Consider the following 24733-nt stretch of genomic DNA (forward strand, 5'->3'; position numbering starts at 1 on the left):
CACACCACAAAGGCAGGGGTCAGGGTTCGAGAAGAGGAGCATGATGGCGGACGGCGGACCAGGGCCGGACGAGGGTGGGGGTCCCCTCTGCTCGAGCGGAGCCGAGAGCTCGGGGGAGGGCAGCGCCCCGGGTCCGTCGGAGCCCGCCGGCCGCGCTCCCGCGATCCGGCCTTTCCTGCTGACCGCCGGCCGGGTGGCGGGGGGCGGCACCGGCCCCCCGCTCCCGGTCGAGACCCAGGTCGTGGCGACCTCGTCCGGTCTGCGCGTCCTGGGCTCGCTGGCCTTCGAACAACACGACATCGTCGCCGCCTGCCGACGGCCGCAGTCGGTGGCGGAACTGGCCGCCCGGCTGCGCCTCCACCTCAATGTGGTCCGGGTACTGGCGGAGGACCTGTGCACCGCCGGGCATCTGGCGGTCCACGTCCCGGACGCCAGGACAGCCCAGGACATCTCCGTACTGCGAAGGGTTATTGATGGTCTCCGCACCGTCCCCGACTCACGGGACACACTCCGTGACAGCGGTTGAACAGCCGCCGGTACCGGTCAAGCTGGTCATCGCCGGCGGCTTCGGCGTCGGCAAGACCACGGCCGTGGGTTCGATCTCCGAGATCCGGCCGCTGACCACGGAAGCCGCCATCACGGAGGTCGCGGCGGGCGTGGACGATCTCTCCCACACCCCCGGCAAGACCACCACCACGGTCGCCATGGACTTCGGCTGCATCACCATCGACCCGACGCTGAAGCTCTATCTGTTCGGCACGCCGGGCCAGGATCGGTTCGGGTTCATGTGGGACGACGTGGTCCAGGGCGCTCTCGGCGGGCTGGTGATCGTGGACACCCGCCGCCTGGACGACTGTTACGCCGCGGTGGACTACTTCGAGCACAAGGGCATTCCGTTCGCCGTCGCCGTCAACGCGTTCGACGGTGAGGTCCAGCACCACCTCGACGAGGTGCGGTGGGCGCTGGACGTCTCCGACCACGTACCGCTGATCGTCTTCGACGCACGCCGCACGGGCTCGGTCCGGGACGCACTGCTGGTCGTCCTCGAAGTCGCCCTCTCGCGCGCACAGAGTACGGCCGTGGACTGATTTCCGGGCCGCCTTCCCGGCTCTCCCGACCGAAGGGTTGGATTCCGGCGTTGATCCCGCGGTAAGCGTTTGTTGATTGCCTTCGCGGACCCTGCGGCTGTCGGTAAACGGGGGCGAGGCAAGGAACGTAAGTGCTGGATACACGTGTCACAGTGACGGTGCACGCCTCCGACCCGCTCGGTCGGGCCGGAGTCGTCAGCCACTTGCAGCACCAGCCCAGCGTCGAGATCGTCCAGGACCAGGGCGGCGCGGCGGCCAGGGAGCGGGTGGATACGACAGAGAGCGGGAGACCGGGGGAAGGGGGTGGGGAAGCGGCAGGGACCGTGGCGATCTCGCTCATCGACCGGTTCGACGAGATGGCCGCGGTAGAGCTGAGACGGCTGGCACGGGGTGGCGAGCAGCGTGTGGTGCTGATCGCCCGGGACCTGCGCGAGCCGGATCTGATGACGATCGTGGAGTATGGCGTGCGGGCCATCCTCTGGCGTCATCAGGCCACCCCGCAGCGGCTGTTGCGGGCGGTGCAGAGTGCGGCGCGCGGCGAGGGCGACCTGCCGCCGGACCTGATCAGCAAACTGCTCACACAGGTGGGACGGCTGCGGCGGTCGGCGGTGACCTCCGCCTCTGTCGCGTGGGCGCCGACGGTCGGTATGGCGCCGCGCGAGGTCGATGTGCTGCGGCTGGTCGCGGACGGGCTGGACACCCGGCAGATCTCCGAGAAGCTCGCCTACTCCGAACGCACCGTCAAGAACGTGCTGCACGCCGTGATGACGCGCCTCCAACTGCACAACCGCGCCCACGCCGTCGCGTACGCGCTGCGGGAGGGATACATCTGATGGGGCCGGAAGCGGGCACGGACGCAACTGCCCGGGCGGGTGAGGGTCCGGGCGCGAGTGCGGGTCCGGATGCGGGCACGGGTGCGGGCGCGGGTGCGGGGACAGATGCAGATGCGGCAGCAGTCAGGGAAACGGGTGCGGAGATTTCAGGTACGGGTGCGAAAGCAGAGGGCGACGCGGTGACGGAGCTCTCCGGGGAAGTCCGGGCGCCGGGGCACGGGGCGGGGGAACAGCGGTGATTCACGAAGTCGATGAGGCGATGCGGAGGGTGCTGCGCGGCGGGGTGCTGCCGGACGGTTCCGGGGACATCGCATTCGAGGCGCCGACCCGCGACTGGGCGGCGCGGCGCAACGCACCCACGCTCAATGCGTATCTCTACGACATACGCGAGGAGGTCGCCCGCCGCGAGCGCGGAGCGATCTCGGAGCGGGACGCCAGTGGTGTGGTCGTGCGCAGACATCAGCCGCCGCGCTGGTTCCGGCTGTCCTACCTGGTCACGGCGTGGACCACGCGCCCGGAGGACGAGCACCGGCTGTTGTCGGCCGCGCTGGGGTGCCTGCTCTCCCACGAGATGCTGCCGGTGGCCGCGTTGCCGGACGCGCTCCGCGCGCTGAAGGCGAGCATTCCGCTCACGGTTGCGGTGCCGCCCGCCGAGTCCCGCTCGATCGCCGATATCTGGTCTGCGCTCGGCGGCGAACTCAAGCCGTCCCTGGACGTGGTGATCACCGTGCCCTTCCCGGTCTCGCCCTCGTACGAGGTGGCGCCGCCGGTGACGGAGGGCGCGGTCGCGGTCGTCCGCGGGCTCGACAACATCCCCGGCGACTCCCAGCCCCGGATGCTCCGGTCCGCTCCGGGCGCCTCGCCGTCCACCACGGCCGGCGAGGAGGAAGGGTGAGCGGCACGACGGCGCACGGCACGACGGCAAGCGACACGGAGGGGAACGGCACGGCAGCAAACGGCACGGAGGGCACCGGCACGGCGGCGAGCGAGAACGCGAGCTTCGCGCTGCTCAACCGGCTGGCGGGGCTGCGCGAGCGGGTGGCCGGGCTGGTCGAGCGGCGCAGCGCCGACGATCCGACGGCTTCGGACCCGCTGCGCGGGCTGTATGTGACCCCCGAGACGGCCCGGCGGCTGGCCGCGCTGCCACCGATGGACGGCACGGGCGGGGCGGTCGATACGGCGGGCGGGCGGTATGCGGATCACGCGTATACCGGGGCGTCGGACGGCGAGGAGCCCCATGGCGAGGTGCCGGACGCCTCGGAGGCATCGGACTCCTCAGCTGCGTCGGGCTCCTCGGACCGACCGGTTGCGCTCGCCGCGCGGTTCGGCCTGTCGGCCTTGGACCTGCAGATCCTCCTGGCCGCGCTCGCGCCCGACGTGGACCGGGGCTTCGAGCCGCTGTACGGCTACCTCAACGACGATGTCGGACGACGTCGCGCCACGGTCGCGCTGGCGCTGGACCTCGCGGGTAGCGGGCCGTACGAGCCAACGGCCCGTGCCCGCTTCCACCCCGCCGCGCCGCTGCTGTCCGGCGGGCTGCTCGTCATCGAGGACGAGGACCGGCCCCTGCCGGGACGGGCGCTGCGGGTGCCGGAGCGGGTGGTGGCCCATCTGCTGGGTGACGACGGCCTGGACCCGGAACTCAGCGGCAGCGAGGTGGAGTTGCTGTCGGCAAAACAGCGAGCTGCCGGCCGGACGGGACGCGGTGCCCGTACCGGAGACCCGTCGTTCGCCGGACGGCTCGCCGCGCTCGCGAGCGAGCGGCCGCTCGCCGTATACCTGCGGGAGCGCCGGCCCGGTACCGCCGCCGCGCCGGTGACCGACGGGCTGCGGAGCGCCGGCCTGCCCGTGCTGCGGTATCGGCCGGATGGCCGGGACGGTGCGGGGGCGGGCCCCGTGGGCGCGCTGCTGCGGGAGGCGCGGCTGCGCCGGGCGGCGGTCGTCGTGGGTCCGCTGCCGGAGCGGCCTGTGGGGCTCGTCAGGGCGCTGGCGGGCGGGGACGTTCCGGTGGTCTTCTTCGGAAGCGAGCCGTACGACCCTGGCTGGGCTCCCGATTCGGGGCTGTTCGCGCTGGACGCGCCGGACGACGGGGCGGCGGCGGGCGAGGTCTGGAGCGCGGAACTCGGTTTTGTGGACGTGGCCGGTGGCTTCGACCTCGCGGCGGCCGTTGCGCCGTACCGGCTGGGCGCCGCTCAGATCCGGCGGGCGGCCCGTGCGGCCACCGCCCTCGCCGCCTTCGACGGGACGCCGCTGACCACCGCCCACATCCAGCACAGCGCACGCCAGCAGTCCGCGCCGCTGCTGGACCGGCACGCCCGGCGCGTACGGCCCGCCGTCGGCTTCGACGGGCTCGTCCTGCCGCCCGGACCACTGGATCTGCTGCACGAACTGGTGCAGCGGGCGCGGCATCGGGAAAAGGTGCTGGGCCAGTGGCGGCTGCGTACCGGCGGTGGGCGCGGCAGGGGCGTGGTGGCCCTGTTCGCCGGGGAGTCCGGTACCGGAAAGACGCTCTCCGCCGAGGTCGTGGCCGGTGAACTGGGCCTGGATCTCTATGTGGTGGAACTGTCGGCGGTGGTGGACAAGTACATCGGGGAGACGGAGAAGAACCTGGAGCAGATCTTCTCCGAGGCCGACCGCACGGACGCCGTGCTGCTCTTCGACGAGGCCGACGCCGTCTTCGGCAAACGCTCGGAGGTCAAGAGCTCGCACGACCGGTACGCGAACCTGGAGAGCGCGTACCTGCTGCAGCGGCTGGAGGCGTTCGACGGGATCGCCGTCCTCACCACCAACCTGCGGGCCAACATCGACGATGCGTTCACCCGGCGGCTGGATCTGGTGGTCGACTTCCCGTTTCCGGACGCCGAACAGCGGACGGCGCTGTGGCGTTCCTGCCTGGCGGCCACCCCCTGCGCGGACGAGCTGGCACTCGACGTCTGCGCCAAGGAGTTCGAGCTGTCCGGCGGGGCGATCCGGTCGGCCGCGGTGACCGCCGGATACCTCGCGGCGGGCCGCGGCGAGGCGGTGTCGGCCGAGGACGTACGGGCCGGGGCCAGGCGCGAGTACCGCAAGATGGGGCGGCTGGTGCCGGACGCGTCACCCTTGTGGGACTGAACCTGCGGGTGCGGCCGGGGCCGGGCGTGGTGTCGCCCGGCCCCGGCCGGCCTCACTGCCCGTCGGCGATCTTCCAGTCCTGCCGGTCCCAGGGCCCGTCGGCGCACCCCGTCGACAGCGAGCCCTTGTCGTTCTGCACGTCGGTCAGGCACTCCTGGTTGCGCATGTTGATGATGCGGGTGCGGCCGTCGGCCGCATCCGCCAGCCGCCACTTCTGGTGGGGCGGCAGCCTGCCCGACTTCAGCTGCTCCGGGTCGGCCGCCCAGAGCTCGACCTCGTTGGTGTCCGGCTTCAGCTGGGCAACGCTGCCCGGGGCGCTGGCCGACTCCAGGGCGACCGTATTGTCCTCGGCGTAGTGGTGGATGATCCACCACTGGTTGCGGCCGAACTGGTCACCCGTCCACTGCGGGCTCTGGCCGATCTGGGTGCCGTCCTCCTGGCTGCCCCCGTTGGCCTGGAGGTACCAGCCGCCGTTGATGTTGGACCGGATGGTCTGCTCCTTCGGGCCCTCCTCCTCGGGTTTCTTCTCCTCGGCCGGGGGCGGAGGCGGAGGCGGAGGCGGAGGCGGGGCCTTCTCCGTCGGCTTGTCGGACGGTGACGGGCCGGGCTCGGGTTTCTCGCCCTCCTGCGGGAGTTTGCTCCCGGCCGGGGCCGGCTTCTCCTTCGCGCTCGTCAGCAGCTCGGGCGCGGCCTTCAACCACAGCGCCACGAAGGCCAGTGCCGCCACGAGCAGCAGCGAGAGCACCGCCATCACCCAGCGCGGCAGCACGGACGGCTGGATGTAGGTGCCGCGCAGCTCGGTCGGCTCCGGCGCTCCGGCGCGCAGCACGGAGAGGGTGAAGGGGTGCTTACTGGTGCCGCCGACCCAACTGACCGTTCCGGGACGGATGCTGAGCTTCGCGAAGGCGGCGCGGCCCGGGGCGGCCTGGACCGAGGTCGGCTCGGGCTCGACGGTGAGGGCGTCGCCGTTCTCACGGCCGGAGAGGGAGACCGTCAGCGGCTGGTTGCCGAGGTTGTCGACGGCAACCGCCGCTTTGGCGCGCCAGCGGCCGCGTACGGCCAGGGGCACCAGCTCACAGCGGAGTTCGGCGAACGGACCGACCGTGACCTGTCCCTCGACGACATCACGGATCTCGGGGTGTTCGGCCGGTTCGACGCGTATCCCGACGGGCGTCGGACCGGCCACGGCGTCGGACGTCCGCGGCGGCGAGAATTCCACCTGCGCCGTGCCCTCGGCCCCGGGGTACAGCCGCAGCACGTCAGGCTCCACCCGTGTCCAGCCGGCCGCGGCGCCGGCCGGCCGCAGCCGGTACTCCTCGACGGTGTCGCCCGTGTTGCGTACCCGCAGCCTTACGCTTGCGACGGAACCGGGGTCGACGGTGATCGCGGCCGGTTCCAGGGAAGTCCACATGCTCACCTGGGCAGTAAACCGGCGAAGCCGGCCCCCGTCAGCGTCCGTAAGGGCAGAGCCGGGGGCAGAGCCGGATGTCCTTACGGCTCCGCAGGGGCGCCACGGCTCGCCGGCCGCACCGCACCGGACCGCATCCCGGGAGGACGGGGGCCCGGTGCCTGCTCAAGGCGGGCCCCCGACGCGGCTGCCTCGGCGACCGCCGCAGCGGGGCCGCCGCCTGCCACGAAGGTCCGTCCGGCGGCAGCGCACCGCCGGTCTGGTGCCGGGCCCGCGCGCGCGTGCCCTCGCTCGCCGGTTTCCGTACCCCGGAGAGGTTTGCCGGCGGCAGCTTTGCTGACGGCCGCTTCAGCGACAGCCGGTTCGGCGACAGCAGCTTTGGTGACGGCCGCATGGGTGACAGCCGGTTCGGCGTCGGGGTCCGTGTCAGGGGCCGCGTCGGGGTCCGCGTCAGGGGCCGCGTCAGGGGCCGCGCCGGGGTCGTCGGCGGCATCCGCATCCGCTTCCCCGGAACGGTCCAGGGCCACGTACGTGTGTGTCAGATGCGCGAGGACTCGGTTCACCTCGGCTTCGCGCCCCAGGGCGGCGAACCGGCCCCTGGCCGCCGCCAGCAGGGGCAGCGCCGCCCGCTCCCGGCCCATCGCCACGAGCACGACGGCCAGTTCGTGTGCGGCCTCGGCGCTGGTCAGCGGATCGCCGGACGAGGTGGCCCGCCGCGGGCCCGCCGCCGGCGCGCGCTCCGCCGGCGCAGGCGCGTCGGTGCCGTGGTGCGGGGCTCCGAGAAGGCGCAGGGCGCGCGTCGTGGCCATGTCGCCGCCGTGCCGCCGGGCGCTGTCCACGGCGCGGCGAACAAGTGGTCCGAGGTCGTGGTGACGCGCGGTACCGCTGAGCGCATGGGACCACGCGGTGAGGAGGTCCACGGCGGGCCCGAGCAGCCGGGGCGCCGCGTCCAAGGCCTTCTCCACGGCCGCGTACAGCCGGGTGTGCGCGATGCCGAGCCAGTCGCGCGCGGCGTCGGCGCCGGCGAGCGCACGGCCCGGCGAGTCCGGGCGGCGCAGCAGATCGGGCAGGGTGTGCCGCGGCCTGACCAGCCGCCCCGCGGTCAGGACCGTGGCCAGCACATAGTCGAAGAAGCGGTGCTGCGCCGCCTCCCGCTCCCCCGGGCTGTCATGCGCCTCGCCCAGCCGCCGCGCGAAGAGCCCGACCAGGTCGTGATAGCGGTAGCGGTCGTCGCCGTGCAGTTCCACGAGCCCGGCATCGACCAGCATCTCGACCGCCGCCTCCGCCTCGTCGTCGGTGGTGTCCAGCAGCGCGGCCGCGGCACCCCGGCAGAAGGTCGGCATGCCGCACAGGGCGAAGGCGCGGAAGGCGTGGGCGAGGCCGGGACCCAGCGCCTCGTAGCCGCCCCGGAAGGTCTCCTCCACGCCCAGGTCGCCCACCCGCAGCTCGTCCAGCCGCCGCCGCTCATCGCTCAGCCGGGCCACGAGGTCGGCCATGGACCGGCCCGGCCGGGACACCAGGCGGGCGGCGACGATACGCACGGCGAGCGGCAACCCGCCGCAGGTGGCGACCAGTTCGCGGGCGACGTCCGGCTCCGCGGCCACCCGCTCGGCCCCCACGATCGCGCCGAGCAGCCCCAGCGCCTCCCCCTCGTCCATCACCTCGACGTCGACACAGCGGGCACCGGGCAGCGCGAGCGTCCGCACACGGCTGGTGACCAGCACCGCGCACCCCGGTGCCCCGGGCAGCAGTGGCCGCACCTGTGCACTGTCGCGGGCATTGTCGAGGACCACGAGGACCCCGCGGTCGGCGAGCAGTGAGCGGTACAGGGCGGCCTTCTGCTCCAGGCCGTCCGGAACGGCGCTCTGGGGGACGCCGAGGGCGCGCAGGAAGTGCGTCAGAACAGCGCTGCTGTCGGCCGGAGCCAGGTCGGTGCCCCGCAGGTCCGCATACAGCTGCCCGTCGGGGAAGTGGGTCCGCACGGTATGGGCGACATGCACGGCCAGCGCCGTCTTGCCGATCCCGCCGAGCCCGCTGAGCGTGGCCACCACCGGTGCCCGTCCCCCGGCCGCCCCGCGCAGCGCCGAGGCCAGGTGCGCGACGGCCATCGCGCGCCCGGCGAAATCGGCGATGTCGGGCGGGAGCTGAGCCGGTACGGGCGGTGGCGGGCCGAGAGGTGAGGTGTCCCGGGGAGGGCGATGCGGGCGAGGCCGGCGGTCATGGCTGTCGCAGCAGTCATGGCAGTCGTGGCGACCATGACAAGCATCGCCGCCATAGCGGTCCCGCTGGCCAGCACTGCGGTCACGGTCGGGGCGGACCCGTTCGGCAACAGGGCCGGAACGACGCCCGGACCCGGCACCGGACCCGGACCCGGCAGCCGCCCCGGCACCCGGCCCGGGTGCGGCGCCTGCCCCGGGCCCTTTGCCGCCCGCCCGCACGCGCAACTCCTCGTACAGTGCGCGGAGTTCGCTTCCCGGCTCGGTGCCGAGTTCGGCGACGAGGGTGCGGCGGGTGGCCGCGTACACCGCGAGGGCTTCCCCCTGACGGCCCTCCCGGTGCAGAGCCCGCATCAGCAGGGCCTGGGCCCGTTCGCGCAGCGGATGCTCGGCGGCGAAGGCACGCAGTCCGGCGATCGAGTCCGCCATCGAATCGGCATGCCGGCCCAACTCCACGACACAGTCGAAGAGTTCTTCCTGGGCGGTGACGCACAGCTCGGTGAGCCGGTCACGCTGCCGCTGTGCGTACGGTCCGGGCAGCCCGGCCAGCGCCACGCCTTCCGAGAGCGCCAGCGCCCCCCTCAGCTGCCCGCACGCACCGGCGGTGTCGCCCGCCCCCCGCAGCCGGCGCGCGGTGACCAGCCGCTCCTCGAACCCGGCAGCGTCCAGGGCCTCGGCGGCCACCCGCAGTGCGTAACCGCCGCTCAACGACACCAGCAGGCGGGCGGGCTGACGGGGCTTACGGTCCGGCTCCAACAGGCCGCGCAGCCGTGAGACGTATGTCCGCAGCGTTCCCACCGCCCGCGGCGGCGGCCGCTCGCCCCACAGCGCGTCCACCAATTGCGGTATCGATACCGGCCGGCCCCCGTGCAGAAGCAGCACCGCCAGCATGGCGCGCTGCTGCGCCGGGCCGAGATTCAGCGGACAGTCTCCCCGCCAGGCCCGCACCGGGCCGAGCACCTGAAACCGCAACCGGCCCCCATGGTCCGGGCTGCTCGCTTCCGCCCGGCCCTCCAACTCGTCCGCATCGTCCGCGTCGCCGAGCACTGCCAGCTCGCTCCCCTGCCCACGTCGACCTGTACACCACCCTTTGGACCAGCACTGATGTACCGGCCTTACCAAACTAGCTCAGGGCACGGACAGAACAGACGGGAAAATGTCTGATATTGGCCCAACGGTAAATCCTCCCATTTTCTCCGGCCATCAGGGCTTGTCGCGGGCCCTCGCCGGTGCTTCGCCAGTACGCGCCGACAGTCACCGGTGTTCGGCAGGGCAACCGCTCTGCCCGTTCGCCCTCCCTCCCGCCTCTGGATGCGGCCACCACTGCGGCCGAAAATCGCAGCGGGGCCACCCAGAACGGACCACGAACCACCGGCCGCCAGAACGGAGCCATCGTGCACACACACGAACGGCGGACCGCGGGAGAGGAATCGGCGAAGCGCACCGCGGTCCGCGGACCCGAACGCCCCCGCACCCCCGCCTCAGCCCCCTCTCCCCACCGGCCGGACGCCCTGCGCGCCCTCCAACGGACAGCGGGCAACGCGGCGGTCACCCGCGCACTGACCCCGGCACCGGCCCAGGCTCCGGCCCCGTCCCCGGAGAACGCAAGAGCCCCCCAGCACCCACAGCGCCCCCAACACCCCCACGCCCAAGACACACAGCGCCCCCAGCGCACACAGCACCTACAGCGGTACGCGGAGGGAGAGGCCGCCCTCGGCTTCGACAAGGTCTCCGCCAATGGCCGCATCGCGATCCGGGGCCGCTACGAGGCATACGCCGACGCCGACATGATCACGGCCGCCGCGCGCGACCTCGAAGCTCAGGACCGGGTGGCGATCACCCTGGAGCGCGGCGCAGCGGTGCATGTCGGCGACCGCACGCTGTACCGGGTCCTGCCCGTCTACAAGGACGCGGCGCGGGCGGAGGCCGCCGTACGGGCCTCGGGCCGGAATGCGGAGGGCGCCGGTCACGAGCCCGTGCGCGGGGACAGCACGGCACAGCGCGGCGAAAAGCATGCCGCCTATCAGCGCTCCCTGACCGACCCCCCGGAAGTCCGGCGGCTCGTCGCGCTCACCCAGCGCATCGTGACGGCACTCCAGGCACGGTCCGAACCTCCGGGCCCCGTCGTCGACGGCCTGCGGGCCGAAGCCATGAAGCTGGCGTTGGCCACGATGGGCGGCGGCTGGATCGCCGCGCGGTTCCCCTACCCGGAACGTGCCGGCCGGGAGGGGCTGACGGACCTCGCGGTCCTGATGCCGGGTCTGACCGCCGAATTCCTCTCCGGCCTCCCCGCGGTCGAGAACCAGGAGGCCGTCGTGCACGAGCTGCTGATCACCCTCCCCAACGACTGCCAGGCAGCCGCGGCGCAGCTCATCGGCAGGCCGGCGGACGGCGGCCTCAGCGTGCGACGCCCCGCACCCGCCGTGGGCGAGAACCACTTCATCGACCTGACCGGAGCCGCCCAGGACGGCTGGGCGAACCACTTCGCCTCCGTCATCCTGCGCGACGGCGACGACACCCTCACGTACGAGGCAGCCGCCGACCGCACCAGCGCGCTGCAGCACGGCAAGTCCCTCGGCTACTTCGCGCTGTACGGCCGTGCCGGGACCGACCAGTCCTTCGACACGGCCATCCGCGCACAGAACCTGGCCTACGCGGAGCGGTCGGCGTCCGCCACATGACCTAACGGGCAGCGCGCTCTGCCCCCGACGGCGCCCGTTCGTCTCTACAGCCGGGGCCGCCCATCGGACAGGGTCGAGAGAGTAAGGCGCAGAAATGCATCAGTGGTGAGGGGAGGTACGTCATGCGGGCACAGGACCGGCATCCCGGCCCGGGGAACGGCCGGGCAAGGACGCCGCGTGCCTGCCCCACCGCGCTCCCGCCCGTACGCGCCTGCCACACCGCACCCCTGCCCGTACGGCGCTCCGCTGTGCAGAACGTACCGCGCACCCCCGGACGCCCCCTCGACGATCCGGTCCGTACGGATAGGGACTCCCTCCTCGGCGCCGGCTTCTCCGATGTGCGCTTTCGCGCGGACGCCGCCGCACACGGGTCCGCCGAGTCGGTCAACGCCCATGCCTCTACGTCCGGTGCGCGCATCGTCCTCCAGCACCGCCGGTATGACGCGTCGTCCGCCGCGGGCCGTCACCTGCCGGCCGGGGATGTGGACCAGGACGACGAGGACTTCAAGAGGCGCGCGGTCGGCGAGTACCGGGCACGCACGCAAGTGGTCTCCGCCAACGGCTTCGACCCGTACGACGAGGAAGAGTGCCATGCGGGGTGCCACAAGACCGCCGCCACCTCGATGGGCTCGTTCACCTCCGCCTTCGCGTGCGCGATGCCCTGAATTCCCTCGTCCCCACACGGCACGCTCTCGCGTCGCCGAGCCACCACCGTAGAAAAGGCCAGCAGGCCGAGTACCGAATCCAGGGAGTAACAGAACATGCCCACCTACCTGTCCCCCGGCGTCTACGTCGAGGAAGTCGCCAGCGGATCGCGGCCCATTGAAGGGGTCGGGACGTCGGTGGCGGCCTTCGTCGGCCTGGCGCCCACCGGCCCGCTCAACGAGCCGACGCTGGTGACGAACTGGTCCCAGTACGTGGCCGCCTTCGGTGAGTTCACGGACGGGTACTACCTCGCGCACTCCGTGTACGGGTTCTTCAACAACGGCGGAACGGCCGCGTATGTGGTGCGGGTCGGCGGATCCGGCGACGCGGAGCAGCGGCAGGCCACCGTGGCGGCCGGGGCGCCCAGGGCGCTGACGGCCGGGGAGCCGACCGTGCTCGGGTCCTTCAAGGTCGCGGCGATCGCGGCTGGTTCCGCGGGCGCCGGGGCGCTCACCGTCGAGGTGCAGGACGTCGAGGGCGAGGGCAGCGCCGACCGGTTCAAGCTGGTCGTCAGGGACGGCGACAAGGTCGTCGAGAGCTTCGACGTCAGCGCGAAGAAGAGCTCGCGGAACTATGTCGTCACGCAGGTGAAGCAGCGGTCCAAGGCGATCGTCGTCGAAGAGGCCGTTCCGGCAGGCCAGTTGGCCAAGCCGGACGCACAGAGCGTCACGCTGGCCCCGCCCGCCCCGGCACCCGCCGCCCCCGCCACGTCCGGCGCGGGCGAGCGGCTGGCCTCCGGCCAGTTCATCGGCGACTCCGCCGACCGCACCGGCTTCGGCGGCCTGGAGGCGCTCGACGAGGTCAACATGGTGGCCGTCCCCGACCTGATGGCCGCCTACCAGCAGGGTCTGATCGACCTGGAGCAGGTCAAGGCCGTCCAGCTGGGCCTGGTCGCGCACTGCGAGCTGATGGGCGACCGGATGGCGGTCCTGGACCCGCCGCCGGCGCTCAACGCGCGTGACATCCGCAAGTGGCGCCAGGAGGTCGCGGGCTACGACTCCCGCTACGCCGCGCTCTACTACCCGTGGATCAAGGCCTTCGACCCGGCGACGGGCCAGACCCGCATCGTTCCGCCGTCCGGCCACATGGCCGGCGTGTGGGCCCGTAACGACTCCGAGCGTGGCGTCCACAAGGCCCCGGCCAATGAGATCGTCCGCGGGGCGGTCGACCTGGAGCTGCAGATCACCCGCGGTGAGCAGGACCTGCTCAACCCGGTCGGGGTGAACTGCATCCGGGCCTTCCCCGGACGCGGAATCCGGGTGTGGGGCGCGCGGACCCTGGCCTCCGACCCGGCCTGGCGCTACCTGAACGTACGGCGGTACTTCAACTACCTGGAGGAGTCGATTCTCATCGGCACCCAGTGGGTGGTGTTCGAGCCGAACGACGAGGCGCTGTGGGCCCGGATCCGGCGCAACATCTCGGCATTCCTGGTGAACGAGTGGCGCTCGGGCGCCCTGTTCGGACAGCGGCCCGAGGACGCGTTCTACGTGAAGTGTGACGCGGAGACCAACCCTGTCGAGTCCGTCGATCTGGGCCGTGTCGTGTGCGAGATCGGCATCGCGCCGGTCAAGCCCGCCGAGTTCGTGGTCTTCCGGCTGGCCCAGTTCTCGGGCGGCGGCGGGGAGCTGGAGGAGTAGCAATATCAGCGGCATCCCGACCCCATAACTCCCCTGGCCTCTCTCGGGCCACCCTCTTTCCTCTCCCCTTCCTCTCCCTTTCCTCTCCCTTTCCTCTCCCTCTCCACCCGCGCAGAACGTTACTTTCCACAGGAGTGAACCACCTTGTCCCTTCAGCCCGGTGATGCCCTCACCTCACACAATTTCGGCCTGCAGATCGACGGCGTGATGGTCGAATACCTGCAGGAGGTCAGTGGCCTGACCATGGAGCAGGACGTCATCGAATACCAGCAGGTCTCGGCGGACGGTAAGCCCGTCGTCAAGAAGATGCCCGGCACGAAGAAGGCCGGCGAATGCACGGTGACGCGCGGTATGACGCAGAGCGGCGCATTCAGCGAATGGATCAACAAGTCCATTGCGGGCGATATGGGTTCCGCCCGTAAGAACGCCACCATCATGATGATGGACTACCAGAACAACCCCGTGAAGCGTTACAACATGCGCAACGCATGGTGCAGCAAGGTGGAGACCAGCGGGGTCAAGGCGGGCGATGCCGCCGCGCTGACCGAGCAGGTCACCATCGTCTTCGAAGAGCTGGTCATCGAGTAATGCGGCGCGACGGCCCGGCGGGGGCACCTCAGCAGCGCGAGACCTTGCGTACGGAATTCGAGTTCGAGTTGCCGCGCGGGTTCGTGGACGAGTCCGGGACCGTCCACCGCAACGGCGCGATGCGGCTCGCAACGGCACGGGACGAGCTGATCCCACTGCGGGATGTACGGGTGCGCGAGAACCCGGCGTATCTGTCGGTCGTGCTGCTGGGCCGGGTCATCACCCGGCTCGGGACGCTCGCCTCCGTGCACGACGGAACGGTGGAGAACATGTTCGCATCCGACCTGGCCTTTCTGCAGGACTTCTACCGGCAGATCAATGCGGAGGGGCACTCGCGCGCCGCGGTGTCCTGCCCGCACTGCGAGGAGCCCTTCGAAGTGGAGCTGGCCGGGAGCCGCCTGGGGGAATCGTGACGTACGCGACCGGGCGTATCGAGGAGGAAGTCGCCTATCTCGCCTACCACTTCCACTGGGGCATCGACGACATCCTCGACCTCGAACACGCCGACCGGCGCGCGTACGTGTCACAGATCGCCGCCCTGGTGGAGCGGGCTGAAGGGAAGCAGTGACGGAGGATGGGGTTGTTCGGGTGGCGGCGGGGGTCGCGGGGCGCGCAGGGTACGCAGCGGCGTGCGCAGCGTGCGCGCGGGCCTGAGGTCGGGGCGGCTGCGGAGGCTTCTGCCGAGAGCACGGACGGTGGCGGCGGTAGCGGTGGCGGCTGGTCCGCCGTGCCCCCCATTCAGCGCGTCCTGGAGGCGCCCGGCACCATCGCGGAGGCCGGCTTCGCCGCGTCACTGAGCGCGCACCGCAACCCCTCCTTCGGCGGGGAGCTGGGGCATGAGGTACGCGCCTCGGCTCCCGGTGGCGTGCTGCGCGATGCGTTGGTTCCCGTCGTGGGCCGCCCCGTCGACCTCGGACTGCCGATTCAGCGGCTTCCGGTCGCGGGTCGGGTGGATGGCGGCGAGGACGGGAGCGGGGGTGCGGTCTCCTGGTTCGCTGCCGCGCCGGGGGCGGGCCCGGGGCGAGGCGCCGACGCGGGTGCGGGTGCCGGGCAGGGCGTCGGTGCCGGGCAGGGCGTCGGAGGGCGTTCCGGGGCTCAAGCCGGGCAGTTCGGGGGTGCGGTGCGTCCGGGGGGCAGGGGCGGCGCACGTACGGATAACCGGGGTGCGGCGCATACTGAGCCCCGGAGTGCGGCAACTACGGAGCCCGGGGGCTTGGCACGTCCTGCGCCCCGGGGTGCCGGTGTCGTACAGCGGACGGCGTCGCCGGGTGGCGCGCCGCGTACACCGACGACTACCTCACGCGCGCCTCGGCAGCCGTCTTCGGGAGGCGAGGCGTCGGCCGCGGCCTCGCGCAACGCTGCGCCGGGCGCAGCATCGGTCAGCACGCCGAGCACGCCTCCGGCCGCTTCGGCGGCCGGGCCGTCGGCCGTCACACCGCCTGCCCCGCCATCTGCCCAGCCGTCTCCCCTCTCGCCCGCCCAGCCGTCCGTCACACCGTCCAGCACGCCGTCCAGCACGCCGTCCGTCACACCGTCGGGCGCTCCTCTGCGAGGTGGTCGGCCCGGGTCGGCGGTGGCCGAGTCGGCGGCCGGGGGCGCGGGCCAGGCGGGTGGAAGCGGTGACACGGTCGTGCCCGGTGCCGCGGTCGCGCCTGGTGCGAAGGCCGTGCCCGGTGGCGGGGCCGCTACCGGTGGCGGGGGCGAAGCCGGTGGCGGGGGCGAAGCCGGTGGCGGGGGCGCTACCGGTGGCGGGGGCGAAGCCGCTCGCTCCGCTTCGCATGGGGCGAAGCCCGCTGCGCGCCCCTCAGCCATGCCCGTCACCCTGCCCGTGCGGAAGGCTGCCGGAATGCGGTCCCCGCTCACCTCGGCGGGCAGGGTCGCAATGCCGCCGCGCAAGCTGCGGACCGCCATCACGTCGCATACGAGGAACAGCGGCACCACGCCCTCCCCCGCCTCCTCGCCCACCGACACTCCTGTGCAACGCACCGAAGCAGCAGCGTCGTCACCCACACCGGCACCGGCACCAATATCGGCACCGACAGGGACAGCGACAGCGACATCCACCACGAGGTCCGAAACGGCGCCGCCCCCTGCTTCTTCCTCGCCCCGCCGCACCTCTGCCGCCGAGCCGACGGGCGAGGGTGCAGCCGCACCGGCCACCGCATCCGTACGACCGGACGTCCCCCAACGGTCAGTACAACGGCGTGCCGTTGGCCCGGCTCGGCCTGCTTCCCCGAAGCAAAGCAGCGCATCGGAGGAGGTTTCGAGCAGGGACACGGCACCCGGCGTCGCGCCGGCGCCCAGTGGTGACGCGGCCTCGCCGGCTCCAGGTACACCGCCCAGCGCGGGCCCCGCCCTCACCCCACGACCGGCCTCGCATACCTCCTCGTCCGAGAACACACGCCCGCGTGCGGACGCCGGCACCAGCGATCACCTGGCCCCGAGGTCGTCCGCGGGACCGTCCACGAGCTCCGGCGACCAAGCGCGCCAGCCAGTAGAGCGAGCAGTTGGACAACCTGCGCAGCGGCCCGCGCGACGGTCCACGGGAATGGGTGGTCAGCGCCTGGGACTTGGTGCTCCGCTGCTCCCGACCGCGGGCCCCGGTGACCCGGCCAAGGACGTGCCGGTTGCGGCCGACGCACAGCCGGACCAGCCTCGGCCCGCCAACGGCCGCACACGTGGCCCTGGACAGCCCACGCAGCCCACGCAGCCCACGCAGCCCACGCAGCCCACGCAGCCCACGCAGCCCACGGTCCAACGCAAGCCACTGATCGGCGCACCTGTCGAGTCCACCGCGATCCGACGCCAGGACCCTGCCCCGACGCCGACGCCGACGCGTACAGGGACAACGACGCCGGCGACGGCTCAAGCACCAACCCCTGCCCCTGCCCCTGCCCCTGCCCCTGCCCCTGCCCCTGCCCCTGCAACGGCCCATACTCCGGCTTCGACACCGAACCGAGCACCGACGACAACTTCAACCCCAGCAACGGCCACGGCCCCGGCCACGGCCCGGGCCCAAGAGCAGCCTTCCGCGGCGTCCATCGAACTTCCCGTGTCCTCAAGCCCGTTGGTGACGACACACACCTCGGAGAGGCATACACCGGAGAGCGGCACCCCGGAATCCCGTACGGCGGAGTCCCACCCTGGGGAATCCCCCCTCGGGGAAGCCCGTATGCCGACGCGTCGAGCGCTGACGACCAGCGCCCCCACTCCACTCGCCGTCCGGCGAGCGCCGCTCGCGTCGGCACGTGCGCTGGACCCGTCCGCCCGGCAGCGGCCCACCGGGCAGACGGCACCGGAGCCCGCCGGCCCCGCTGCGGTACAGCGGTCAAGTGTGCAGCCCGCACCGGCCGTCCCCCTACGCACCGCGGCGCGCACAGTCGACGCGGTGGGCACAACGAGCACAGCAGTCACAACAGGCACGGCAGGCATAGCCAGTACAGCAGGCACAGCAAGCACAGCGGGCGCAAGAAGGCCGGCGCCCCTACGAGCGAGTGTCCCGGCCGTCCCCCTACAGAAACCGCCACGGGCACCGGCACCGGCACCGGCACCACTGACCCCGGCACGGACACCGGGCCGGTCGCTCACTCCGCCTCGTACGGTCCGGACCGCCCCGGTCGTCCCCGGCATGCCCATGGTGCAGCGTGCACCAGCCGCTCCCGGGGCTCCGGCCCCGGCCCCCGCTCCGCCCCAGACCCCTGCCCCGGCTCCGGTCGCGACTCGGGCTCCGGCTCCTCGGCCCCTAGCGCCACCCGCCGTCCCCCGTCCCTCGCCGTCAGCGACCGCCCCCGGCCCCACCCCTGCAGGAGCCTCCCGGCCGATCCAGCGCGCCGCCGGCAGCTCCTCCGCATCCGCTCCCACGCCGCCAACACCCGCAGGAGCCAACCCCACCATCCCGGCCAACCCCGCCGACCCCACCGACCCCGCCGCCCTGGACGCCCTGGCCCGCCGGCTCGTAGCCCCTCTCTCACGGCTGCTCCGCGCCGAGTTGCGCGGCGACCGCGAACGCATCGGCCGACTACGCGATCACGGCCGCTGACCCGCGCCCGCCTCCGACCCACACCCGCTCGCACCGCTCACACCGCTCACACCGCTCGCACCCGTCCCTACCACCCCCATCCAGCCTCGCCACACCACACCACACCACCCCACCTGAAAGACCACCCACCATGCCCCAGGCCCAGGACCCCGGTTCCACCGTCTTCTTCAAGCTGACCATCGACGGCCAGGACCTCGGCCTGTTCAACGGCTGTGACGGCCTGGCCTCCGAGGTGGAGGTGGAGCAGCGGCAGGAGGGCGGCAACAACGGTTTCGTCTGGCAGTTGCCCACCCGCGTGACGTTCTCCACCATCCGTCTCACCCGCCCCCTCACCGCCGACACCTCCCGGGTGGCCGCCTGGATTTCGTCGCTCGCCACCGGCATCAGCAGGCCCACCGCCCAGATCGCCGCCCTCCGCGCCGACGGCTCGGTCGTCGCGCAGTGGGGCCTGGTGGAGGTGCTGCCCGTGCGCTGGCAGGGGCCGAGCCTGGACCCGGCCAGCCCGGGCGTGGCGACCGAGACGCTGGAGATCGCACACCACGGGTTCACCGACGCGGGAGGTGCCTGAGGTGGCCGCACCGACCGGCGGGAAGGCGGGCGCCAGCCTCGTACGGGCCGCGTTGGCGATCCATCAGCCACCGACCGACCTGGGTGGTTCCATGGGCGGCCGCATCGGTGAGGTGGAGTTCCAGTTCAATCCCACCCAGCTGCAACTGGGGCGGGAGGCGGAGTGGCACACCCAGGCCGCGGTCGCCTATATGCGGGGTGCACCGCCCAAGTTCACCGGCACCCGGCCCGCCACACTCCAGTTGGAGGTGTTTCTGGACGCCTCCGGCACCCCGAATTCCGGGAAGGTGCAGAAGCAGATCGAACTGCTCCTGTCCTGCTGCGAGGTGACGGCACAGAGCGTCAATTCCAAGCGGCCGTCGCCGCCTTGGGTCCGGTTTTCCTGGGGGTCGTTCAACACGGTCCAGTTCGTGGCGTACGTGACGAGCGTCAGCGCCACGTACACCCTCTTCAACCCCACCGGCGAACCGATCCGTGCCACCTGCACCCTGTCCCTCACCGAGGTGGCCATGCCCACCAAGGGCCAGAACCCCACCTCAGGCGCGCTCTCCGCACGCCGCATCCACCGCACGGTCGCGGGTGACTCGCTCGCCTCGCTGGCCTGGCGGGAGTACGGGGACGCGACCCGCTGGCGGCTGATCGCGGAGGCGAACGAGATCGACGACCCGATGCGGCTCCGGCCGGGCACGGAGCTGCTGCTGCCCGCCGCCGACGAGGCCCCGCCCGAAGGCCGGCCCGAGGACCGGCCCGAAGCCAGGTCTGAAGACCGGCCCCGAAGCCGTCCCGCGCACAGTTCCACCGGCCACCCCACCGGTCGCCCGACAACCCAGGAGGCCGCCAGATGACCAGCGAGAGCATCCGATGAGCGAGAAGACGTACACCAGCGTCCTGCACGCCGAGATCGGCGGCACGCCGCTGCCCGACAAGCTCGCCGCCCTCCTCACCGAAGGCTGGGTGGACGCGAGCGTCAATGTGCCGTCCGCCTTCCAGCTCACCTTCAGTGACACGGGTTCGGACATCCTCAAAACGTTCCCGCAGATCAAGATCGGCGCCAAGGTGGTGCTGTCCCCCTTCACGGACGGGCAGCGCGGCACCCCCATGCTGACCGGCGAGGTCACCGCTCTCGAAGTCGACGCGGACGCGAGCGGCAAGTCGCTGGTCGTACGGGGATACGACCCGGGGCACCGGCTGCTGCGCAATCACCGCGTCGCGGGCTACCCCAACATGACCGCGAGCGACATCGTGCGCCGTCTCGCCGGCCTCAACAGGCTCTCCCTCGGCAAGGTGGAGGCCACCCGGACCGTTTACGAGCTGGCCACCCAGCCCAATATCACCGACTGGGACTTCCTGACCCGTCTGGCCCAGGAGAACGACGTCCATCTCTCCTTCGACCCGAAGGGAAAGCTGCAGTTCGGCAAGCTGGCCCCGGCCGCGTCCGCGCCCGCCGACACCACACCGGCCGCGCAGAGCCCGTACATCCTGGAGTTCGGCCACAACGCGTTGCACAGCCGGATCGCCGTCACCGCCGCCGGGCAGGTCAACAAGGCGGGCGCGCGGGGCTGGGACATGCGGGCCAAGCGCGCGCTGTCCGCACAGTCCCCGGCCACGACGAGCAAGGACATCGTCGCCGATATCGCGCCCGCGGCGCTCAGCAAGCCCTTCGGGATGGCCGAACTGACGGCCACGGAGACGCCGTTCACCACGCAGGCCCAGGTCACCCACGCGGCCCGCGCGCTTGCCGACGATGTGGCGGGCTCCTTCGCGGAGCTGGAGGTGGCGGTCACCGGGAATCCGAAGCTGAAGCCGGGCCTGCCCGTCGCGCTCAAGGGCGCCGGCTTCCCCTTCGAGGGCAAGTACACCGCGACCGGCGTCCGCCATGTCTTCGAATCCGGGCGGCAGTTCACCACCTGGCTGACCGTCTCGGGGCGGCAGTTCCGCTCCCTGTACGGGCTCGCGTCCGGCGGTGCGGAAGCCGCGCCGCCCATGCCGGGCGTGGCGATGGCCCTGGTCAGCAATGCCAAGGACCCGCTGAGACTGGGCCGGGTCAGGCTGCGCTTCCCCTGGCTGTCGGACACCTACGAGAGCGACTGGTGCCGGGTGGCGCAGCTGGGCGGCGTACGGGGCGGCGGGCTGGTCCTGCCGGAGGTCGGCGACGAGGTGCTGTGCGCCTTCGACCGGGGCTCGCTGGAGCATCCGTACGTCCTCGCCGGGCTCTACAACGGCCAGGACAAGCCGCCCCGGGAGCCGGACGGTCTCCCCGCGGTCGACCCGACCAGCGGGCGGGTCAACTGGCGCAGCTTCTCCTCGCGCAGCGGGCACACCGTCGAGCTGCTGGACGCCAAGTCCCGGATGAAGAGCGGGATCCGGCTGCAGACCGGCAACGGCAGGCTCACCGTCCACATGGACGAGACGCGCACCCAGGTCACCATCCGCAGCGACGGCTCCGTCTCCATCACCGGGACCCGGAATGTGAGCATCAAGGCGGGCGGCAACCTGTCGCTGGCCGCGGGCGGCTCGCTGACGATGAGCGCCGGCGGGGCGGTCGACATCAAGGCGGGCGCGAAGTTCGGCGTCATGGCAGGCGCCGTGGCGGACATCAACGCGACGGGCGCCATCAGCCTCAAGTCGGCCGGCGCGGTGGCCGTCAACTCGGTCGGCGCGGTCTCCGTCTCCGCGGTCGGCGCGGTGGCCGTCAATGCGGGCGCCGCGGCAGCCATCAACTCGCCGGCCACGGTCACGCTGAACGCACCGGCCGTCCTGCGCAACGGCATTCCTTTCTAGGGGCTTGAGGGAGTTGAGGGAGTTGAGGGACATGCATCTCAAGGGGGGTCACCGGACATGAGTGAACAGTTCGTCGGCGCGGGCTGGACGTTTCCGCTGCGTACGGACGCGGCCGGCGGTATCGCCCTGGCCCGCCGCGAGCGCGAGATCGAGGAGTCGATCCGGCTCGTCCTCGCCACCGCGCCCGGCGAGCGCCCGATGCGGCCGGAGTTCGGCTGTGCCGTCCACGACATGGTCTTCGCCCCCGTCAACGAGGCGACTGCCGGGCGCATCCGCTACGAGGTGCGGTCCTCGCTCGATCGCTGGGAGCCGCGGATCGAGGTGCAGGACGTCGAGGTCACCCCGGCGCCCGACGATCCGTCCGTGCTGTTCATCGACGTGCGCTACAGCGTGCGCGGCACCAACAACCCGCGCAGCCTCGTCTTCCCCTTCTATGTGATCCCGTCCTCGGAATCGCCCTCCACCGCGTCCGCCGCGTCCACCGAAAGCGAAGCCTGATGGCCCTGCCCGCACCCCATCTCGACGACCGTCGCTTTCAGCAGTTCGTCGACGACGCCAAGCGCTATATCCAACAGCGCTGCCCCGAGTGGACCGACCACAACGTCTCGGACCCCGGGGTCACCCTGATCGAGGCCGTCGCGCACATGGCCGACCAGATCGTCTACCGGCTCAACCGGGTGCCGGAGAAGAACCATCTGGCCTTCCTCGACCTGCTGGGTGTCACCCTCTTCCCGCCCTCGGCCGCCCGCGCCGACGTCACCTTCTGGCTCTCCGCCCCGCAGGCCGAGCCGGTCGTGCTGCCCGCCGGGACGGAGGTGGCCACCGGCCGGACCGAGACCGAGGAGGCGGTGGCCTTCGCCACCGAGGACGATCTGACCGTCGTGCCCTGCGAGCTGGAGGCCGTACTGCGGCAGGAGTCGGGGACCACCCCCGAGGACTGCGGCCAGGATGTCTTCGGCGGCCGCGATGTGGCCGTCTTCGCGGCCGCCCCGCAGCCGGGCGACACCCTCCTGTTCGGGCTGTCGGCGGCGGTACCGCGGTGCGCGGCGGTATTGCGGCTGGACAGCCGGGTGGACGGGGTCGGCGTCGACCCGCGCCAGCCGCCGCTGCGCTGGGAGGCATGGACCGCCGACGGATGGGCGGAGTGCGAGGTCGCGGAGGATTCCACCGGCGGCCTCAACCGGCCCGGTGAGGTCGTGCTGCACATCCCGGCCGGGCACACCGTCTCCCGCGTCGGCAGGGCGGATGCCGCGTGGCTGCGCTGCCGGGTCGTCGAGGCAGCGCCCGGCCAGCCGTTCTACAGCGCCTCACCGACCGTACGGGCCGCCTCCGCGTTCACCATCGGGGGCACGACGAGGGTCGCGCACGCCGAGGTGGTACGGGACGAGCCGCTCGGCGAGTCCACGGGCGTGCCCGGCCAGCGGCTGCGCCTGGCGCACGCGCCCGTCGTCGCCGACCGCCCGCCGCTGCGGCTGGAGGTCTCGGACGGGGACGGCTGGCAGGAGTGGCAGGTCGTCGCCGACTTCGCGTCCTCCGGCCCGCACGACCGGCACATCACTCTGGAAGAGGCGACCGGCGAGATCGCGTTCGGCCCCTCGGTGCGCCAACCCGACGGGTCAGTGCGCCAGTTCGGAGGCGTACCGGTCAAGGGCTCGGTGATCCGGGCGCCGCACTACCGCACCGGCGGCGGGCGGTCAGGCAATGTGGCGCGCGGCGCGATCCAGGTACTGCGCAGCTCGATCCCCTATGTGGCGCGCGTGGAGAACCGGGAGGCGGCGCGCGGCGGGGTCGACGGCGAGACGGTGCAGGAGGCGAAGGTGCGCGCGCCGATCGCGCTGCGCGCGCAGGAACGGGCCGTGACTGCCCGCGACTACGAGGAGCTGGCGCGGCGCGCGGCCCCCGAGGCCGCCCGTATCGCCTGTCTCGCGGTCGATCCCGCCGCGGGCGCCGCGGGCGGGACAGGCGCGGGTGCGGGCCCGACCGGTCAGAACGGTCACCCCGAGCAGGCAGGTCAGACCGGGCAGAACGCCGTCCGGGTCCTGGTGGTCCCCCAGGCCGTCCCCGACCGCGGCGGCCGGCTCCGCTTCGAACAGCTGGTGCCCGGTGAGGAGTTGTTGGGACGGGTCACGCAATTCCTCGACGAGCGGCGCCCCCTGGGCACTCGCCTCGCGGTCGGGCCGCCCTTCTACCAGGGCGTCACGGTGGTCGCGACGCTGCACTCCTTCCGGGCGGCGCGGGCCGACCGGGTACGGTCCGAGGCTCTGGACGCGCTCTACGCCTACCTCGATCCGCTGACCGGCGGAGCCCATGGCGACGGCTGGCCCTTCGGCCGTCCGCTGCGCTCCGGTGAGATCTTCGCGGCCCTGCAGCGGGTACCCGGCGTGGAACTCGTCGACGAGGTCCTTCTGCACCCCGCCGATCCGCTCACCGGCCGCCGCGGCGACGCCACCGACCGCATCGAGCTGGCCCCGTCCGCCCTCCTGTTCCCCTTCGACCACCGCGTCCGCGTCATCGAGGCCCGATGAGGGGCACGCCCGCGGGGATGGCCTCCCCGCACCCACTGGGCGGTCAGCTCCCCGCCGTCTACGCCGACGACGACTTCGCCCAGCGCTTCGTCGAAGGTCTCGATGTCGTCCTCGCCCCCCTCTTCAACGTCCTGGACTGCCTGGAGAGCTACTTCACGCCCGCCCTCGCGCCCGAGGACTTCGTCGACTGGCTGACCACCTGGGTCGGCACCGAACTCGACGGGACGGAACCGCTGGCCACCCGCCGCATCGCGGTGGCCGAGGCCGTCTCGCTGCACCGTGTACGCGGCACCCGGCGCGGCCTGTCCAACGCCGTCCAACTGGCTTTCGGGGTACGCCCGGAGATCACCGAGAGCGGCGGCGCGACCTGGTCCGCGCGCCCCCTCGGCCCCTTCCCCGGCTCACCGAGCCCCGGTCTGCGGGTGATCCTGCGGGTCCACGATCCGTCCGCCCTCGACCCGCACCGTCTGCACGCCGTCGTCGCCGCGGCCCGCCCCGCCCACCTCCCCTTCACGGCCGAGGTGACCCACCTGCTCACTCATCGAGGAACCTGA

Annotated in this window: 20 protein-coding genes; 17 read left to right on the top strand and 3 right to left on the bottom strand. The window is 72.4% G+C overall.

Going from position 1 to position 24733, the window contains the following annotated elements:
* The first annotated feature begins 40 nt into the window (after nucleotides 1-40).
* The 5 genes from ACGFR7_RS33905 to ACGFR7_RS33925 all read left to right on the top strand — a co-directional run bounded on the left by ACGFR7_RS33905 (nucleotide 41) and on the right by ACGFR7_RS33925 (nucleotide 5032).
* Nucleotides 41-526, top strand: a complete 486-nt coding sequence (locus tag ACGFR7_RS33905) for a DUF742 domain-containing protein (protein WP_393326818.1) — start codon at nucleotides 41-43, stop codon at nucleotides 524-526.
* Nucleotides 474-1088, top strand: coding sequence for an ATP/GTP-binding protein (locus tag ACGFR7_RS33910; protein WP_393326821.1), 615 nt, complete (start codon nucleotides 474-476; stop codon nucleotides 1086-1088). The genes ACGFR7_RS33905 and ACGFR7_RS33910 overlap by 53 nt, the downstream gene beginning before the upstream one ends.
* Nucleotides 1089-1219: 131 nt before the next feature.
* On the top strand, nucleotides 1220-1921 hold the full coding sequence (locus ACGFR7_RS33915; RefSeq protein WP_393326824.1) for a LuxR C-terminal-related transcriptional regulator: 702 nt from the start codon (nucleotides 1220-1222) through the stop codon (nucleotides 1919-1921).
* A 235-nt stretch (nucleotides 1922-2156) separates the two neighbouring features.
* Complete coding sequence (locus tag ACGFR7_RS33920) at nucleotides 2157-2816, top strand: DUF4255 domain-containing protein (RefSeq protein ID WP_393326827.1); 660 nt, start codon at nucleotides 2157-2159, stop codon at nucleotides 2814-2816.
* The gene (locus tag ACGFR7_RS33925) at nucleotides 2813-5032 is read left to right on the top strand and encodes an ATP-binding protein (RefSeq protein ID WP_393326830.1); all 2220 of its coding nucleotides are present in this window, start codon (nucleotides 2813-2815) and stop codon (nucleotides 5030-5032) included. The genes ACGFR7_RS33920 and ACGFR7_RS33925 overlap by 4 nt, the downstream gene beginning before the upstream one ends.
* 52 nt (nucleotides 5033-5084) lie before the next feature.
* On the opposite strand, the gene ACGFR7_RS33930 is transcribed toward ACGFR7_RS33925, so the two are convergent.
* Together ACGFR7_RS33930 and ACGFR7_RS33935 are read right to left on the bottom strand one after the other, a co-directional pair.
* Nucleotides 5085-6449: a hydrogenase expression protein gene (locus tag ACGFR7_RS33930; RefSeq protein ID WP_393326833.1), complete on the bottom strand. Its 1365-nt coding sequence runs from the start codon at nucleotides 6447-6449 to the stop codon at nucleotides 5085-5087.
* Nucleotides 6450-6523: 74 nt separating this feature from the next.
* A complete protein-coding gene (locus tag ACGFR7_RS33935) occupies nucleotides 6524-9703 on the bottom strand; it encodes a BTAD domain-containing putative transcriptional regulator (RefSeq protein ID WP_393326836.1) in 3180 nt (1059 codons plus the stop codon).
* Nucleotides 9704-10050: 347 nt separating this feature from the next.
* Here ACGFR7_RS33935 and ACGFR7_RS33940 point away from each other — a divergent pair, with 347 nt between their 5' ends.
* From ACGFR7_RS33940 to ACGFR7_RS33965, 6 genes are all read left to right on the top strand, one after another.
* On the top strand, nucleotides 10051-11337 hold the full coding sequence (locus ACGFR7_RS33940; RefSeq protein ID WP_393326839.1) for a hypothetical protein: 1287 nt from the start codon (nucleotides 10051-10053) through the stop codon (nucleotides 11335-11337).
* Between the two features lie 122 nt (nucleotides 11338-11459).
* Entirely contained in the window at nucleotides 11460-12002 is a 543-nt protein-coding gene (locus tag ACGFR7_RS33945; RefSeq protein WP_393326842.1) for a DUF4157 domain-containing protein, read from the top strand.
* Between the two features lie 96 nt (nucleotides 12003-12098).
* The gene (locus tag ACGFR7_RS33950) at nucleotides 12099-13679 is read left to right on the top strand and encodes a phage tail sheath family protein (protein WP_393326844.1); all 1581 of its coding nucleotides are present in this window, start codon (nucleotides 12099-12101) and stop codon (nucleotides 13677-13679) included.
* Nucleotides 13680-13823: 144 nt separating this feature from the next.
* Nucleotides 13824-14267, top strand: a complete 444-nt coding sequence (locus ACGFR7_RS33955) for a phage tail protein (protein WP_018087540.1) — start codon at nucleotides 13824-13826, stop codon at nucleotides 14265-14267.
* Nucleotides 14267-14680, top strand: a complete 414-nt coding sequence (locus tag ACGFR7_RS33960; RefSeq protein ID WP_393326847.1) for a hypothetical protein — start codon at nucleotides 14267-14269, stop codon at nucleotides 14678-14680. The genes ACGFR7_RS33955 and ACGFR7_RS33960 overlap by 1 nt, the downstream gene beginning before the upstream one ends.
* Complete coding sequence (locus tag ACGFR7_RS33965; protein WP_085927347.1) at nucleotides 14677-14835, top strand: DUF6760 family protein; 159 nt, start codon at nucleotides 14677-14679, stop codon at nucleotides 14833-14835. The genes ACGFR7_RS33960 and ACGFR7_RS33965 overlap by 4 nt, the downstream gene beginning before the upstream one ends.
* A gap of 222 nt (nucleotides 14836-15057) precedes the next feature.
* On the opposite strand, the gene ACGFR7_RS33970 is transcribed toward ACGFR7_RS33965, so the two are convergent.
* Nucleotides 15058-15366 (bottom strand): hypothetical protein, encoded by a 309-nt coding sequence (locus ACGFR7_RS33970; protein WP_393326850.1) that lies wholly within the window; start codon nucleotides 15364-15366, stop codon nucleotides 15058-15060.
* Between the two features lie 3070 nt (nucleotides 15367-18436).
* On the opposite strand from ACGFR7_RS33970, the gene ACGFR7_RS33975 reads away from it, so the two are divergent.
* The 6 genes from ACGFR7_RS33975 to ACGFR7_RS34000 are packed head-to-tail and all read left to right on the top strand — an operon-like array spanning nucleotide 18437 to nucleotide 24733.
* On the top strand, nucleotides 18437-18874 hold the full coding sequence (locus ACGFR7_RS33975; protein ID WP_042160550.1) for a phage tail protein: 438 nt from the start codon (nucleotides 18437-18439) through the stop codon (nucleotides 18872-18874).
* Between the two features lies 1 nt (nucleotide 18875).
* Nucleotides 18876-19718, top strand: a complete 843-nt coding sequence (locus ACGFR7_RS33980; protein WP_393326853.1) for a LysM peptidoglycan-binding domain-containing protein — start codon at nucleotides 18876-18878, stop codon at nucleotides 19716-19718.
* Between the two features lie 16 nt (nucleotides 19719-19734).
* Entirely contained in the window at nucleotides 19735-21654 is a 1920-nt protein-coding gene (locus ACGFR7_RS33985; RefSeq protein ID WP_393326856.1) for a VgrG-related protein, read from the top strand.
* A 57-nt stretch (nucleotides 21655-21711) separates the two neighbouring features.
* Nucleotides 21712-22152, top strand: a complete 441-nt coding sequence (locus ACGFR7_RS33990) for a GPW/gp25 family protein (RefSeq protein ID WP_393326859.1) — start codon at nucleotides 21712-21714, stop codon at nucleotides 22150-22152.
* A complete protein-coding gene (locus ACGFR7_RS33995) occupies nucleotides 22152-24179 on the top strand; it encodes a putative baseplate assembly protein (protein WP_393326861.1) in 2028 nt (675 codons plus the stop codon). Before ACGFR7_RS33990 ends, ACGFR7_RS33995 begins: the two co-directional genes overlap by 1 nt.
* Complete coding sequence (locus tag ACGFR7_RS34000) at nucleotides 24176-24733, top strand: phage tail protein (RefSeq protein WP_393326864.1); 558 nt, start codon at nucleotides 24176-24178, stop codon at nucleotides 24731-24733. Before ACGFR7_RS33995 ends, ACGFR7_RS34000 begins: the two co-directional genes overlap by 4 nt.

Source organism: Streptomyces sp. NPDC048516 (assembly GCF_043199875.1).
In the GTDB taxonomy this organism is placed as follows: Bacteria; Actinomycetota; Actinomycetes; order Streptomycetales; family Streptomycetaceae; genus Streptomyces.